This is a genomic window from Paenibacillus sp. FSL W7-1287, assembly GCF_038004245.1.
Classification (GTDB): Bacteria; Bacillota; Bacilli; order Paenibacillales; family Paenibacillaceae; genus Pristimantibacillus; species Pristimantibacillus camelliae.
In genome coordinates this window covers 3,706,048-3,722,068 of record NZ_JBBORD010000001.1, presented here as the reverse complement: position 1 = coordinate 3,722,068, position 16,021 = coordinate 3,706,048, and the positions used below count along the sequence as shown (strand labels likewise).

Sequence of the window (16,021 nt, the reverse complement as noted above, 5' to 3'; positions counted from 1 at the left end):
ATTTTACGATGACATATAAAGCAAAGTTTATAGGTAACGGCAGCATGGTTTAGGGAAGAAATAGATCAAAGCTTGCTCTACAATGATATTAATTTAAGTATATTAGCTAGCAGTTGCAGACGTGTCTGTGTCAAAGATTATCATGGTGAAAGGATGATATAAATTGAGTAGCAACAACTCATCACATGCAACAAAAGTACGGTTTGATCCACGTAACGTCATTTGGTTCAATGATGTGCCCAAAGAAGGCTTCTGGAAGCTTAATCCGAATAAAGATCGTAGAGATGAATATAAGGATGAGAACGGCCAACCTATGCTGAATCCTTATAATGAAAAGGGGAAGGTATTTAATAACGGTGAATATTATGAATACCTTTGGACTCGTGGCTTGCCGATCGGGAATGGACGATTAGGTACAATGGTTATGGGAGCAATAGATAAGGAAGTTCTGCAAATCAACGAATGCACGGTATGGACTGGCGCCCCTTATGTAGATGAAAACAACCAACCAACTAGTGGTACGACGAAAGAGGCATGGAAGGAATATAGAGGTCAACATGCTGATGGTTCCCCAGCAGAAATCGGCACAATTCCCGATAGTATCTCATACCGGGCATTACATATTGACAATGCTGCTACGACTGAAGCTGTTCAGCATCGATACAACATTAAGAAACAAGTTGAGCAAAATTTCCTTGGAACTCCAAGCAGACAATATTCCTATCAATCATTTGTAGAGGTCCATCTTGATTTCGGTCATGAGATTGAGGAAGTGCGCAATTATACACGTCATCTCGATTTAGACAAAGGTTTAGTTGCTGTAGAGTACGAACATAAAGGCACGTATTTCAAACGTGAAAGCCTAGCTAGTCATCCTAATCAGGTCATTGCGACACATGTAAGTGCAAGTGAAAAGGGCAGCCTGAACTTTTCAGCAGAACTTCGTACGTTTCATGTTGAAGATGCCAAGTGGAGAAGGATAAGTGACAATCAAATTGCATTGACTAGTAAGCCTCAAGGGGATGGCAATGCCATTCAATTTGAAGCACGATTATGGATCAATACGCTTTATGGTGAGATTACGATCAGCGATGACCATCGGTCTATTATCATTTCAAGTGCAGATCAAGCAACGATCTTTATCGTTGGTGCTACAAACTATGTTAACTATTTAACATTAGATAACGATAAGCCCTCGCAGGATTGCGATCGATATATTGCTAGTATTCAAAATAAAAGCTTCGAGAGTATCAAAGCAGCGCATGTGAGCGATCATGCTGAGCTATACGATCGAACTTTCTTGAAAATTAACAATACAGCTAGCACATCCTTTGGTAACGTTCCAACAGACCAACGATTACGTCCAGCTGGGTTTCTCACAGGCGGTGAAAATCTCAGTGGTTCCACATATTGCAGTCAGGGTGACAACGACCTAGCCGTATTGGAATTTAACTTCGGAAAATATTTATTGATTTCAGGTTCAAGACCAGGTGGGCAGCCACTAACACTACAAGGGCTCTGGAATTCAACCAATAGCCCAGCCTGGTCAAGTAAGTATACGGTAAATATCAATACCGAAATGAATTATTGGCCGGTTCAAATCTTAAATTTGCATGAGTGTGAGTTAACCTTAATTAATGCATTAGAAGATTTGTTCCATTCAGGACAAATCACAGCAAGAGAACATTATGCTATCGAAGGTGACGGTGCTTGGATTATGCACCATAACTTTGATCTGTGGCGCGGAACCCAACCGATAGACAATGCGACTGCTGGACTATGGCCAACGAGCGGAATTTGGTTAGTATATCATGCATGGCAAGCCTATTTATATACTCTAGACAAAAAGTTATTATCTACATGCTATCCGTACATGAAGGGATTAGCACACTTTTTCAATCAATTTCTCGTTAAAGACCCTGAAACTGGCTTCTTGATCACTTCAGCATCAGTTTCACCCGAACATGGCGATGTACAGCCAGGACCAGCAATGGATACACAGCTGATTCGTTTCCTTTATCGTGGAATGCTACAGACTGCTGACATCTTAGATAAAACGGAAGAGGATGCACAATTACTTGCAACCAGTAAGGAGAAGCTTGCACAAGTTGCTCCGAATCTAGTTGATGAGAATGGATACATCAAAGAATGGGTGAGGGGAGACGTTGCCTTTAGTCTATCACTTGATACTTCTGATCCTCCGGAGTTTATAGTTGTCGATCCGATTACGAATGAACGCATTCATCTAAAGCGTCATTGTGCAAGTAACGATACAGATCATAAGCATGCATCGCACCTTTGGGAGCTTTACCCTGGGGATTCTTTAAGCTTGTACAATCAATCAGAAGAGCAGCAAAAAAATATTAACGGCTTTAGAAAAGGAGTAATCGCCAGAGGACTAAAGAAACAACAGGGTTGGGCGCTAGCCTGGAGAATTAATCTACGAGCAAGATTAGCAGATGCTGCTGGTGCAAACATTTTGCTTAAGCACTTGCTAGCAAGCCGTACCTCACCAAACATGTTTGATCAGCATCCACCGTTCCAAATCGATGGAAACTTCGGTGTGACCGCTGGGATAGCAGAAATGCTGCTACAAAGCCATGATGGGGTATTGACTCTATTACCGGCTTTACCTAAAGAATGGCCTTCTGGAGAATTTAAAGGATTCAAAGCTCGTGGAAATATTGTTGTTGATGTGAAATGGGAGAATGGTATTCCGGTCGAGACAAAGGTTACCGCAAATCATGGCGGCATGGTGAAGGTTCGTAGTCCACACAGTTCAACAGCAGTCGTTCGTCAAGGAGAAGAAATCTTCCCTGTAACAAAAGAAGAGAATAATACGGTACTAGTCGTAGATATGGAAGCTGGCGAAACGTATACGATCACGAGATTTAGCTAATCGAGTCGATTTTTAAAGAGGAAGGGAACGAATCATAAACGGGAGAGTGCTGAACGATGCGACTAGAGGCTTTTATGAAGGATTTAATTGATCAGGCAGTTCAAGATCGAAAATATGCATATCGAACAGGAATGTCATGGAGTGATTGGCGCAGCCAATTAAAGGAGCATTTCCAAGAACGCCTCGGTGCGATCCCTACACAACGAGCAGAGCTACAACCAGAATTACTAGAAAGCACAAGCTTCGATGACTACGTAAGGGAACGAATAGAGATAACAACGTATGAGGGAATGAGAATGCCAATCTATTTGCTTATACCAAAGGAAGCTGACGCTACTCGATCGGCAGTAATTGCTATACATGGGCACGGATACGGAAGTAGGGAAATTGTCGGCATAGAACCAGATGGTAGTGAACGAGTGAATACGGCTGGGTTGCATAAAGATTTTGCTGTTGAGTTAGTCAAGAAAGGCCATGTCGTAGCTGCGCCCGAGCTTTTTGGGTTTGGAGATCGCAGACTACACGCAGAATTAACTGCTGATGATCCGAAAAAAAGTTCCTGTGCATTTCTTTCGGCACAACTGATGTCCATTGGACAAACGATTGCTGGCTTCCGCGTATACGAAACACAGCGAGTTGTTGATTATTTGCAAACAAGATTGGATGTGGATCCACAGCGGATTGGGATTATGGGTATCTCAGGAGGCGGATTAGTTGCAGGGTTTACTGCTGCCATAGATGAGCGTATTTCAAGTGCAGTAGTCAGTGGCTATGCAAGCACCTTCACGGACAGCGTTTTATTTCGACTTCATTGTCTAGATAATTACATTCCGGGGATTCTTCAAGATGCTGAGATGCCGGATTTGCTAGGTTTAATTGCACCTCGAGGATTGTTCATTGAATCTGGCGATAGTGATCAGGTGTTCCCACAAGAATTCGCTCGAAAAGCATATGGACAATTGCGAGACATCTATGAAGCAGCACAATTCCCAGAAAATCTGGCAGTAGATTTCTTCCAAGGTGGGCATGAAATTCACGGCACTCTTGCCTATGCTTGGCTACAAGAACAGTTGAAAAAGTAATTGATGATATGGATTTAGGAGTCAACTGATAAAGTGCAAATATCAATCTTCAGTGGTTGATATTTGCACTTATCATTTGATCGTACAAAATGAGTAAGCTCATGATAGGCTTTCAAAGTTTCAGGCTTAACATAATATTTATGTCTCTCTAATAAAGCTTCCGCCTCTTTTAGAGCAGAAATCTCCTGAATTGACTTTATCAAATGTAGCGTATTACTTCATATTTACTAATAGTAACTTTACTGTCCATTGAGTTCTCTGACGTTGATTTTGAATTATGATCAGAAGAAGCAAACACAGTTGAAATAACCACTATTAGACTAACAGTTACGCTGCCTAACAATAGTTTTTTATTCAGCATTCTTACCTCCTCGTAAAAGAAACAATACATATTCTACGACCCAATTGCCTATTTATAGACCACCTCAATTAACATCCTAACAATTCCTAAATTAAAAATCTGTACATTTGTAAAAATTATACTATTATTAATTTGATTGTAAAACTTTGAAAAGGAGTTTATCACAATGGATAATACTTTACATATGACGAGAACCGATTTGCAGAGTTATATCAAAGAAGTTTTCGGTGCCGGTTATATCGTATCTAATGTAACGCAGATGCAAGGTGGTGCACAAAAAGTCGTATATAAAGTCGATTGTGACAATGGTTTTACATGCGTATTATACGTATGGGATCTGGCGTTGAATTACTTTCAAAAAGAAATAGAAAACGAAGATTTACATTCACGATCATATGGTGGGGATTTGTTCGAACAAAACAATAAATTATTAACTGAAATCGGAATTCCAACTCCTGCTCTGTACGATCTGAATAGAGAGAGAAGTCGATATCCTTTTGATTATGCTCTTGTCGAGTATGTAGAAGGAAAGAAGCTAGACGCTTATATTAATCAAACGGATAAAGAGGCTAATTATGAACTATTTCAACAGGTAGGAAATATGGTAGGAAAGATGCATGCTAATGAGAGAGATATCTTTGGAAAGGTGAATGAAATTAGGAATGACATTAAACAATGTCACGAACTGCAAATGCAGAAATCCAAAGCAGATTTACGTTATATCAGTCAATATATAGATAATTTTAAGATTAATCATAACAAGCTGCTAGAAAAATTGCAGGAACTGGAATCAAGGATAACATATAGAAATCGTTATGGCTTTACTCATGGGGAATTAGGTCCTGATCATTTCATTGTTAATAACAAATTAGTCCCCTATGTCATTGATATCGAAGGTGCTGAATTTTTTGATATTGAGTATGAGCATGCTTTTCTACACATTCGATTTGGAGATCACTATCATTTTTTTTGATAACGATAAGCTAGATCCTTATAGAATGTTATTTTATCAATATTATCACCATATTTCGTTAACTGCTGGTTTTTTGAAGTTGCTTCATAGAGGGTTTCCTAATCAACAGTTTGCCGAAAGTATCATAAAGCATCAATCCGAAAATGCATTAAGCTTCATAAAAGGATAATTGAGTAAACAATGCTCCTTAATGTTCACTCCTCGAATTCTTCAAGTCTTACTGTTCCGATAAATGAGACAGCAGCAGTTACTAGACTGTTTTTTTGGAAGCGTAGCAGGATCAATTGGTCCACCACAGCTATACTCAATCGTTACCTTTCTCCCAAATGGGACCCATTGTACATTTTCTTTGGCACCACAATCTTTACAAATAATCCCGCATCCATCTTGAATAGAGCTGTTAAACTCAATAAAATGGTTAACTGCTAATGATCGCGCCGTTGAATCATTCAACCAAGGACTCCAATATGCAGTCACGATTAAGCTAATAGAAAGTAAAAAGAAAAATGCGAGTATATACCTTTTCATTCTTACACCATCCTATTTGAAATTTAATACGTAAGCTAAAGACGTTTTCGAGAATAGAAAAAAGTAGGAACATAGGAAAATATATGACACATTCTGAGCCTTGTGTTGTATTATTAAAATTAGGTCAGATGTCCTACTCGCAGTTCAAGATAAGTTTAATATAACAATAGAAACAGCTGAACCAAACGTTAATTAAAGGGGAACGAAATCGTCATGAATAATCAGTCTACCCTATTTAAGAGCTTGCAGCATGAAAAGAACTATATGAATGCTTATGAGAGTACGCTATCCCTATGGCCTGTACCCTATGAATCAATATATGTAGAAACGGATTACGGCACGACCCATGTCATAAGGTCTGGTCCAGCAAACGGTGAGCCAATCATATTACTGAATGGTTTCGGCTTTAGTGCTACGATGTGGTACCCAAACATTAAAACGCTCTCTGCTGACTATCAGGTATATGCTGTAGATGTAATGGGGGAATTTAACCGTAGTACGGTTAAAGCTCATTTCCGTGAGAAAAAAGATTATGTGAATTGGCTGAATCAGCTGTTAGATGGGCTGAATATCGAGCAGGCAATTTTTATTGGACATTCTAATGGAGGCTGGCACACATTGAACTTCACGATACATATGCAAAGTCGTGTCAAGAAGATCGTTCTGCTCGCTCCAGCTGCATCATTCACTTCATTCTCAAAACAATTTGGCATACGTTTATTAGCGGCAAACATTATCCGTACGCGACTCGTTATTATCGACTTCTGTGCCCGTTGGTTCATCGCGAAAGAAAACCATCATAGAGTGAGCGATAAACTGTTGGAGCAATTTTATTACGGAATTGTAGGGTTTGGCTGGAAGTATAAGATATTAGTGCCTTCCGTATTCAGTGATGATGAGCTTAAAAAGGTGAAAGTCCCCGCGCTGTTAATGATTGGGGATAAGGAGGTTATCTATAAGCCACAGCGTGCTTTTGACAGAGCCATACGCTTAATCCCCCATATTAAGACCCGCCATATTACTGGTGCAGGACACGCATTAAATATAGAAAACAGTGAAGAAGTTAACCATGAAGTGATACAATTTTTAGTAGATTAATATGTTGAAACACATATCATATTTTTGGTGACTTATTAGAACATAGAGATGATTAAAGCCAATCGCTCTTAACTATCTCTATGTTTTATTGATCGTACACTTTTTCTTTTTTTCGATATTCGCTCGGACTTGTTCCCAACCATTTACGAAATACCTGCCGAAAATGTGCTATATCACGATAGCCTACGTTATTTGCGATATGATCGATTTTATGATCGGTCTCGACTAGCAATCTGCATGCAAGCTCCATCCGTTTATGCTGTACATAATCAGAAAACCCCATTCCGGTCCACTTGCCGAATAAACGTATGAAATGCCGTTGGCTCATGCCGGATTTCTCAGCTATACTTTCAAGCGTCAAAGGGTCTGTTAGATGTTCATTGATATAATCTATTGCAAGCGATAGTTCAGTAGGCGTTGCACTATTGCCAACCATGTTGTTATCGATATTTTCTAATTGCTCCAGTTGTCGGGCTATATGTACTATCAGCTGAAGCAGAATGGACATCATGCTCGCCTCATATCCTGGTTTCATCTCCTCATATTCTTGATGAAGCTGCTCGAATGCACTCCCGAGCCGCATGGCTCTATCTACGATCCGAATGTAACTCCCTGGCAGGCCATCGAAAATTGACCATAATATATGATTCGAACTCGTGCTGTATGAAGCTAACCAACTCTTTAGCTCACTGATAAACTCAGGACGGATACAGAGATTGTAGACGACTAGTTTATGCTTTCCAGATGCATCACTGGGACGTAATATATGTGAGGTGCCTAGTGGCAATAGGTACATATATCCTTTAGCGGTGCGTTCCATACTCTCACCGACGTAATGGTAGCCCTCTCCTGACTTAATATATACCAGTTCCAAGAATTCGTGATCATGCTCACGTAGGTCGAAGCCTTCATGATAACGATTAACAAACAGTGGAAAAGATCCTCGAAATAGCTCAGATACCGATGAATGATGGATTTGTGCCTTTTTTGCTTTGTTCGTCTCTTTTTTAATCGATATGTCATGACTACCAACCATATTTGTCACAATACCCTTTCTCCGCTTAGTTGCAAATAGTATACAATCATACCCATAAAAGGAAAAGGGGAAAGTGTAATGGATCAAAGCTCAAGCAATCAAACTGCGTTCTGGATTTGGTATCCCGGAGATTTTGAGATAAGGCTGCACGAGAAGCTGTCAGTCAAACGGAGGTCACGAGGGGTGATGTATCCTGCCTTTTGGCGGCTTGATCGTCACTATTCAAACATATTCTTTAGATATACATACGACCTACCGCAGGAGGAACAAATCAAAATTACTTCCGATGGGACGTTCTCACTTATTCTTGACGGGAAAGACAATGCCCGTTTTAATGATTCGGTTGTTACGCTTCCAGCCGGCCACCATGAAATTCTAGTCTGTGTGTTTAATGATGTAGAGGCTCCTGCGTTATTCATTGAAGGATCACATATTCGGACAGACTCTAGCTGGGAAGTAAGCTCCTATCAGAACGATTGGCTGCCGGCAGCATCTTGGACGTTTGACTCACCAGAAAATCGCCCATCACAGTTCCGTTTAGCCGTTACGCCAAAGGAGCCTGCTTCGGAAGAGCTTAGGGACGGACATCCGTTTCTTGACTTTGGTCGTGAGACATTCGGATATTTGCAATTTCATAATTTGAAGGGCGCTGGGACCGTCAATATTTATTACGGTGAATCGATTGCAGAGGCCATATCGCCTGGGGAATGCTACAGCTTGGATCGATTCGATGCTACAGAAGCAGGTTCGCGTGCTAAGGATGGTATCTATACGCTAGAAGACGCGAATGCATTTCGTTATGTATGGATTCATGCAGATCCTGGTGTGAGCTGGGATCGCATATCGATGCTGTATGAATATGTACCCCTTACCTATCACGGTTCGTTCGAATGCTCAGATCCTAAACTGAATGAGATATATGAGATGGGGCTGTATACGCTGCATTTGAATACGAGGGAATTTTTTCTCGATGGCATTAAACGAGACTTCTGGGTATGGTCAGGTGATGCATACCAGGCATTTTTGATGAATTATTATAGCTTTTTCGATTTGGATGTAACTCGCAGGACACTTATCGCTCTTAGGGGTAAAGATCCGTTAGAGAGACATATGAATACAATTCTCGATTATTCTTTATATTGGTTTATTTCACTTTATGATTATTATCTTTACACGGGTGATTTGGAATTTATTAAGCAATATTACGAACGAGCAGTCAGCTTGATGGAATTCTGTCTTAAGCAGCGCAATGAGGAAGGGTTCCTTGAGGGAAGACCGCAGGATTGGGTGTTTGTGGATTGGGCGGATCTTAACAATACGGGTGCGGTAAGTACGATTCAATTGCTGCTCGTACGAAGCTTAGAGGCGATGAGCACGTTCGCCAGACTGCTGGGCGATCAGACGGCCACTGATTCCTATGAAAAACTTGCCCAAGAGATCAAAGCAAAGACGTTCGAACTGTTCTGGGACGAGGAGAAAGGAGGACTGCTGCATCACCGAATCGACGGCGTCACGCAGCCTATGCTGACGAAGCATGCCAGCATGTTCGCCATGAGCTACAATTATCTCACGCCTGAGCAGCGCGATAGCGTCGTCCGACAAGTTCTGTTGAATCCGGATGTACCCCAAATTCGCACGCCATATATGCGCTTCCACGAGATGGGGGTGCTGTGCGAAGCGGGGCAGCATCACCAAGTGCTGCAAGAGATTCTTTCTTATTGGGGTGGCATGATCTCGCTCGGTGCAACGACTTTTTGGGAGGAGTATGATCCATCGCTTACGGATGATGCCCATTACAGCATGTACGGGGTCGCCTTCGGCAAAAGCTTATGTCATGCATGGGGTGCAGGACCCGTATATCTTTTTGGAAAATATTTTCTAGGTGTGACTCCTACTTCACCGGGCTATGAAACCTATCAAATTCGACCGAATCTCGGTGGGTTAGAGCATATGAAGGGAACGGTGCCTACAGGAAAGGGATTAATTAGTGTCGAGGTAGACCTCACTACTATTCGTGTTCACAGCACGCACGGAAAAGGGAGTTTTGTTATTGAAAGCAGCGAATTACCTGAATGCACCAATGGCATCGTTCGCTCGATCGGTAGTGATTGCTATGAACTAACGATTGAAGCTGGCGAAAGCTATGTTATTTCTTACAAAGCTAATAGCTTAATATGAATCTCAAGCTGAATGTCCTATGGAGATAGCCTATAGGCATCCTTCAGAATTAGCTTCCTAACACTCCAATAGTATCCTGCAAGTAACTATCCCACTTACAAGTGCGTACTTCCGCTGTTGTATGTTCAGTTCTATAATGATGAAGCAGAATTGAACAAGAAGGAGAGTATGTATGATGAAATTACAATTGGCATTGGACCTTGTAAATATCCCTGACGGAATCGCACTTGTTAAAGAGGTAGAACAATACGTAGACATCGTTGAGATCGGTACGCCGATCGTTATTAACGAGGGGCTTCATGCAGTTAAAGCAATGAAGGAAGCATTCCCTCATCTGGAGGTACTCGCAGACCTCAAGGTTATGGATGCAGGCGGCTATGAGATTATGAAAGCTTCTGAAGCAGGAGCAGACCTAGTTACAGTGCTTGGCGTAGCGAATGACAAGACGATTCAAGGTGCTGTAGAGGAAGCGAAAAAACTAAATAAGCAAGTGCTAGTAGATATGATTAACGTGGCGGATCTTGAGCAGCGTGCACGTGAAGTCGATGCTCTTGGCGCAGATTATATTTGTGTGCATACCGGCTATGATCAGCAAGCTGCTGGCGAGAATCCATTCGAGGATTTGTTAACAATCAAGCGTGTCGTAACTAACGCGAAAACAGCAGTTGCAGGCGGCATCAAGCTTGAAACACTTCCAGAAGTTATTAAGGCTCAGCCGGATCTTGTTATTGTCGGTGGCGGAATTACTGGCGTGAATGACAAAGCTGCAGTTGCATCTGAAATCCAGCGCTTGATCAAACAAGGTTAAGCAGCATGAGCAGTAATCAATACGTAAACGATATTCTGAATGAGCTGCAGCATACGCTTAGCCAGATCAACGATTCGGAAATGCAAAGCATGGCGGAGCATATCCTTCGATCGAATAAAATATTCGTTGCAGGAGCTGGTCGATCTGGCCTTATGGGTAAAGCATTTGCGATGCGCTTAATGCATCTCGGCTTACAGGTATATGTGGTTGGGGAGACCGTTACACCAGGCATTGGACAGGGTGATATGCTGCTGCTCTGCTCGGGTTCAGGTGAGACAGGAAGCCTAAAGCTGATGGCTCAGAAGGCGGCAGGTGCAGGAGCAACGATTGGTCTCGTTACAATCAAGCCGGAATCCACGATTGGTCAAGTCGCAGAATCCGTTGTACGAATACCTGCATCGGCGAAGGAGGAGACAGCTTCAGCTGGTGCTGCCGTCACCAGTCAGCCGATGGGCTCACTCTTTGAGCAGGGGTTATTGCTAGTCATGGATGCTCTAGTATTGTTACTAATGAATAAACAAGAGATCACGGGAGCGGATATGTTCGGCAGACACGCTAACCTAGAATAATGACATAAGGATCGGAATCTGCTAGCAAGAGCAGATTCTGGTCCTTTTTCCTTATCATTGAGTCCAGAGCATGCTTTGCATCTGCAATGCCCCTCTAGTAGAATAAACATAATGATGTTGTTTCTAGTATGAATGGAAGATGGGAGGCTCGTCTCATGGCCACTGAAGTGAAAGATAGAATTAATTTGCAGGAAATTAACTGTGAAAAAGAGCTGACACTTGCCGTTATTGGAGGTAAGTGGAAGTTAATTATATTATGGAATCTTGGGCTCGAAGGCACGAAGCGGTTTAGTGAGCTGAAGCGTCAGATTCCACATATCACACAAAAGATGCTCACAAATCAGCTGCGTGAGCTAGAGGAAGATCAACTGGTCGAACGCAAGGTGTTCGCTGAAGTACCCCCTCGTGTGGAGTATTCACTCAGTGAATACGGGAAGACCTTAATGCCTTTATTGCACGCGATGTACGATTGGGGAAAAAACTATGGAGAAAATGTCATCTGGAAATCGTAAAAGCTTTTTATGATTTCACTTGTCCTTGCGGCGATAGCTTTTTGGGGTTTCTCCAGTCAGCTTCTTGAATGTTTCGTAAAAATGCCTCATGCCTTGAAAGCCGCAGCCTTGGGCGATCGTTTCGATCGTATCATCTGACGACAGAAGCAACTCCTTTGCTTTGGCGATCCGCTTTGCATTTACGTAGTCGGTAACGTTCATGCCTGTTAGCTGTTTAAAGACACGCGAGAAGTGTCCTGCACTGACGCAGGCTTTCTCTGACAATTCCGCAAGTCCACCGCATTGCACAGGATCGAGATTAATGTCATGCAAAGCGCTTTGCATCCATTGAGGAACGAGCCCTGCTGCAGCTAACGTGTCCGTTTTCATCATTGGATGTCGGAATAATTCAAGCAGTATCTGCTGCAATTGCAGCCAAAGTGCTTGGCGATATCCCTCATTTTTCTCTTGTAATTCATGGCCCATATGTTCAATCGTTGCTTCGATCCTTAGTTGGACGGACTTAGGTAAAGTCAGCTTGTAGTTCCTCGTCTTTCTAGCAATGTCAAAGCCCTTAAAGGGGTCATATTCATTGCCTAGAACAAAGGTTTGGACGAGTGACGGTGCAAAAAATATAGCAGTAGAAACGATCGGTTCATCAGCAGACGGAAATGAACGATGAATCGTATTGCCCGGTATGAGAAATAAATCACCGGGCTTTTTTTCGTACAAGGAATGATCGATAAAAAACGTGCCACTGCCTTCGTGGATATAGACGATTTCATATAGATCATGCAAATGATCAGGCAGCTCATTTCCCGTATCTCTAAGCCCTTTATAGACAACCTCAAGCGGAAATATTGGATCAACATAAAAAGGTTTACGAATCGGTTCCATTCGGATTGTCTCCTCTTTTGTCCCATGGGATGAATAGATCATAATCGGACATAAATTTGTAAAAATATGATATTTATATTCCCTATTATACGTGTACAATCATAATCATCAAGAGGGGAGAGGATTTGTATGCGTATTGATGCTCATCAGCATTATTGGTCGATGACACGAACGGATTATGGTTGGATTACGCCGGACTTGCTGGCGCTGTACAGAGACTTTATGCCTGAGGATCTCGACATCCATCTACAGAAGCACCATATCGACGGTACGATTGTTGTGCAAGCAGCTCCTACGATAGAAGAGACAGAGTATTTATTGTCATTAGCTGATCGCTCCGATTCTATTCTTGGTGTCGTTGGATATCTCGATTTATTCAATCCCGCTCACCGAACACATTACGAACAGTTTCGGAAGCACCCGAAATTCGTCGGCTTTCGTCTCATGATTCAAGAGATGTCAGATGCAAGCCGTGTACTTGAACGCAGCTTTGTGGAAGCGCTTCAAGAGTATGCAAGAGAGGATATTCCCGTCGATCTTCTCGTAACATCGAATCAGCTGGAAGTGCTGAATGAGCTGCTAGATGCAGTACCTGGCCTGAGAGGCGTCATTGATCATATTGGCAAGCCGAGAATCGCGGAGCAAGCATTCGAGCCTTGGGCAGCACAGCTGGAGCGGGCAGCAAAACATCCGAAACTATACTGCAAGCTTTCTGGCATGGTGACTGAGGCTGATCACCAAGCATGGAAGCCTGAGCAATTTAGACGTTATATCGAGCATGCACTCCATGCTTTTGGCACGGATCGCGTCATGTTCGGAACAGATTGGCCCGTTTGCCTCCTTGCGGCAAGCTACGATGAGGTGGTAGGGGTATTAGAAGGGAACCTACCGGACATGTGGAATGAGCATGAGCGAGCGAAGCTGTTTGGTGAAAACGCTAGAGCTTTCTATAAGCTAAATGAGCTAAATTCAATGCCTCAATAAATGAACACCCCGGTTACACAGGAAAGCACATGTGATAAAGGTATTAGCTGTAATGGTTAGTGAAGAGGATAATATTCAAAGGTTAATTGGAGGTTGGGCATGAAGTATCGTCTATTAGGAAGTACAGGACTAGAGGTTTCAACACTTAGCTTTGGCGCGTCCTCACTCGGTTCCGTGTTTCGAGAAACGGATGACAGAGAAGGAATTCGCACCATGCATGCAGCGCTTGATGCGGGAATTAATCTCATCGATGTCTCACCATATTATGGGGCGACGAAGGCAGAGACCGTTTTAGGTGAAGCGATTAGTCAGACCTCACGGGATCGCTTTTATTTAAGCACCAAAGCGGGCAGATACGGGATCGATACGTTCGACTATTCGAGGGCTACCATCATATCCAGTCTAGAAGAGAGTCTTCGCAGACTTAAAACTGACTATGTGGACTTTTTATTTTTGCATGATATTGAGTTTGTTCAACCCGATATCATTATAGAAGAAGCAATCCCTGCGTTGAACTCGCTAAAAGAGCAAGGCAAAATCCGCTTCTCCGGCATTTGCGGCTTGCCGCTTGCGCTTTTTGAGCATATGCTTCCGAAGGTTCAAGTGGATGCCATTATCTCTTATTGTCATTATTCTCTGAATGATCATTCCTTGCTCAAGCTGCTACCACTCCTGGAGAAGCATCAGGTTGGTCTAATTAATGCTTCACCGCTCTCAATGGGACTCTTAAGCACTCGAGGAGCGCCTGATTGGCACCCAGCTCCAGAGAAGGTGAAGGAAGCATGCATGCGTGCTGCAAAACTAGCTGAGGTAAAAGGAGCTGACATTGCTAAGCTGGCGGTTCAGTTTTCAACAAGTCATCCAAGCATACCTACTACGCTCGTCAGTACGGCCAATCCTGATAACATCATAAGAAATGCTGCATGGATTGAAGAACCGATTGATGAAGAGCTGTTGAATGAGATCTTACAAATTCTACAGCCAATTCATAACGTTACGTGGGAAAGCGGAATACCGCTTTATAACAAATAAAGGAACGAAGAATTGTAGAAAAGAGGTGACGTATGAAGGGGATTGTATGTGAAGAGGTTGGTGTATTCCGAATGCTGGACAGTATGCCTGAGCCCAAGTTAACAGAAGAGCATGCGATCGTATCGATTCGTAGAATTGGGATATGCGGTACCGATTACCATGCGTTCAAGGGCAATCAACCGTTCTTCCAATATCCAAGAATTTTAGGCCATGAGCTGAGTGGTGTCATCGAGCAGATTGGTGAGAATACTGCTGGTCTAGCAGCTGGAGATAAAGTAGCTATTATTCCCTATCTGCATTGCGGGCAGTGTATTGCCTGCCGCAGAGGAACAACAAACTGCTGCATGAATATGCAGGTGCTTGGTGTTCATGTAGATGGGGGAATGCGAGAGCGAATTGCAGTGCCTGTGTCACATCTTATTCAAGCGGATGGGCTAACCCTGGATGAAGCCGCGATGATTGAGCCTCTTGCGATAGGTGCACATGCTGTAAGACGGGCAGATATTGGGCCGCACGACACAGTGCTTGTTATTGGCTCAGGTCCGATCGGCCTTGCTGTAATGGCCTTTGCAAAGCATACGGGAGCTAAGGTTATTGCAATGGATATTAATGAGGAACGACTTGCTTTTTGCAGAGCATGGGCTAAAGCAGATGAGACGATGAATGCATTAACGATGGAGCTTACGAATAATGGAGAGCAAATTGATGTGAAGCAGCGACTTGCCAAGCTAACGAATGGAGAATTTCCGACAGCCGTGTTCGATGCTACAGGTAACGTCTCATCAATGAAGGATTCATTCGAGCTCGTTGCACATGGAGGACAGCTGATCTTTGTAGGTCTTGTAAAAGGAGAAATCTCATTCTCTGACCCTGAATTCCATAAGCGTGAGCTGACACTGATGGGCAGTCGTAATGCAACAGCTGCTGACTTCCAGCATGTAGCTGCGGTGCTACGCAGCGGAAGCTTGGATATTAACCAATATATTACGCATCGTTCGCCCTTTGATCAGATGATAGACGAATTCGAGATTTGGCTTAATCCAACAAGCAAAGTCATTAAAGCGATTGTAGAGGTCTAGCACTAA

14 protein-coding genes are annotated in these 16,021 nt (G+C 42.7%); 11 read left to right on the top strand and 3 right to left on the bottom strand.

All coding sequences use genetic code 11. From position 1 onward, the window contains the following. The first annotated feature begins 163 nt into the window (after nucleotides 1-163). From NSQ99_RS16875 to NSQ99_RS16865, 3 genes are all read left to right on the top strand, one after another. Entirely contained in the window at nucleotides 164-2,899 is a 2,736-nt protein-coding gene (locus NSQ99_RS16875) for a glycoside hydrolase family 95 protein (RefSeq protein WP_340837972.1), read from the top strand. A 56-nt stretch (nucleotides 2,900-2,955) separates the two neighbouring features. Further along, on the top strand, nucleotides 2,956-3,981 hold the full coding sequence (locus NSQ99_RS16870; RefSeq protein WP_340837970.1) for an alpha/beta hydrolase family protein: 1,026 nt from the start codon (nucleotides 2,956-2,958) through the stop codon (nucleotides 3,979-3,981). Between the two features lie 527 nt (nucleotides 3,982-4,508). After that, a complete protein-coding gene (locus NSQ99_RS16865) occupies nucleotides 4,509-5,315 on the top strand; it encodes a phosphotransferase (protein ID WP_340837969.1) in 807 nt (268 codons plus the stop codon). A 210-nt stretch (nucleotides 5,316-5,525) separates the two neighbouring features. On the opposite strand, the gene NSQ99_RS16860 is transcribed toward NSQ99_RS16865, so the two are convergent. Beyond that, a complete protein-coding gene (locus tag NSQ99_RS16860; protein ID WP_251668896.1) occupies nucleotides 5,526-5,843 on the bottom strand; it encodes a hypothetical protein in 318 nt (105 codons plus the stop codon). Nucleotides 5,844-6,056: 213 nt separating this feature from the next. On the opposite strand from NSQ99_RS16860, the gene NSQ99_RS16855 reads away from it, so the two are divergent. Then, nucleotides 6,057-6,941 (top strand): alpha/beta fold hydrolase, encoded by an 885-nt coding sequence (locus NSQ99_RS16855; RefSeq protein WP_251668894.1) that lies wholly within the window; start codon nucleotides 6,057-6,059, stop codon nucleotides 6,939-6,941. An 85-nt stretch (nucleotides 6,942-7,026) separates the two neighbouring features. On the opposite strand, the gene NSQ99_RS16850 is transcribed toward NSQ99_RS16855, so the two are convergent. Next, on the bottom strand, nucleotides 7,027-7,977 hold the full coding sequence (locus NSQ99_RS16850) for an AraC family transcriptional regulator (protein ID WP_340838823.1): 951 nt from the start codon (nucleotides 7,975-7,977) through the stop codon (nucleotides 7,027-7,029). Between the two features lie 78 nt (nucleotides 7,978-8,055). Here NSQ99_RS16850 and NSQ99_RS16845 point away from each other — a divergent pair, with 78 nt between their 5' ends. The 4 genes from NSQ99_RS16845 to NSQ99_RS16830 all read left to right on the top strand — a co-directional run bounded on the left by NSQ99_RS16845 (nucleotide 8,056) and on the right by NSQ99_RS16830 (nucleotide 12,044). Then, nucleotides 8,056-10,155 (top strand): alpha-L-rhamnosidase-related protein, encoded by a 2,100-nt coding sequence (locus NSQ99_RS16845; protein WP_340837966.1) that lies wholly within the window; start codon nucleotides 8,056-8,058, stop codon nucleotides 10,153-10,155. A 175-nt stretch (nucleotides 10,156-10,330) separates the two neighbouring features. Next, on the top strand, nucleotides 10,331-10,963 hold the full coding sequence (gene hxlA, locus NSQ99_RS16840; RefSeq protein WP_251668890.1) for a 3-hexulose-6-phosphate synthase: 633 nt from the start codon (nucleotides 10,331-10,333) through the stop codon (nucleotides 10,961-10,963). A 5-nt stretch (nucleotides 10,964-10,968) separates the two neighbouring features. Then, nucleotides 10,969-11,532, top strand: a complete 564-nt coding sequence (gene hxlB, locus NSQ99_RS16835; protein ID WP_340837965.1) for a 6-phospho-3-hexuloisomerase — start codon at nucleotides 10,969-10,971, stop codon at nucleotides 11,530-11,532. A gap of 155 nt (nucleotides 11,533-11,687) precedes the next feature. Then, nucleotides 11,688-12,044, top strand: coding sequence for a winged helix-turn-helix transcriptional regulator (locus tag NSQ99_RS16830; RefSeq protein WP_251668886.1), 357 nt, complete (start codon nucleotides 11,688-11,690; stop codon nucleotides 12,042-12,044). 15 nt (nucleotides 12,045-12,059) lie between these two features. On the opposite strand, the gene NSQ99_RS16825 is transcribed toward NSQ99_RS16830, so the two are convergent. Continuing rightward, complete coding sequence (locus NSQ99_RS16825; protein WP_340837964.1) at nucleotides 12,060-12,920, bottom strand: AraC family transcriptional regulator; 861 nt, start codon at nucleotides 12,918-12,920, stop codon at nucleotides 12,060-12,062. Between the two features lie 129 nt (nucleotides 12,921-13,049). Between NSQ99_RS16825 and NSQ99_RS16820 the strand changes: the two genes are divergently transcribed. The 3 genes from NSQ99_RS16820 (at nucleotide 13,050) to NSQ99_RS16810 (ending at nucleotide 16,015) form a co-directional block, all read left to right on the top strand. After that, complete coding sequence (locus tag NSQ99_RS16820) at nucleotides 13,050-13,904, top strand: amidohydrolase family protein (protein ID WP_251668882.1); 855 nt, start codon at nucleotides 13,050-13,052, stop codon at nucleotides 13,902-13,904. A gap of 99 nt (nucleotides 13,905-14,003) precedes the next feature. Then, complete coding sequence (locus tag NSQ99_RS16815) at nucleotides 14,004-14,936, top strand: aldo/keto reductase (protein WP_340837962.1); 933 nt, start codon at nucleotides 14,004-14,006, stop codon at nucleotides 14,934-14,936. Nucleotides 14,937-14,968: 32 nt separating this feature from the next. Then, complete coding sequence (locus tag NSQ99_RS16810) at nucleotides 14,969-16,015, top strand: zinc-binding alcohol dehydrogenase family protein (RefSeq protein ID WP_340837961.1); 1,047 nt, start codon at nucleotides 14,969-14,971, stop codon at nucleotides 16,013-16,015. Nucleotides 16,016-16,021 lie beyond the last annotated feature (6 nt).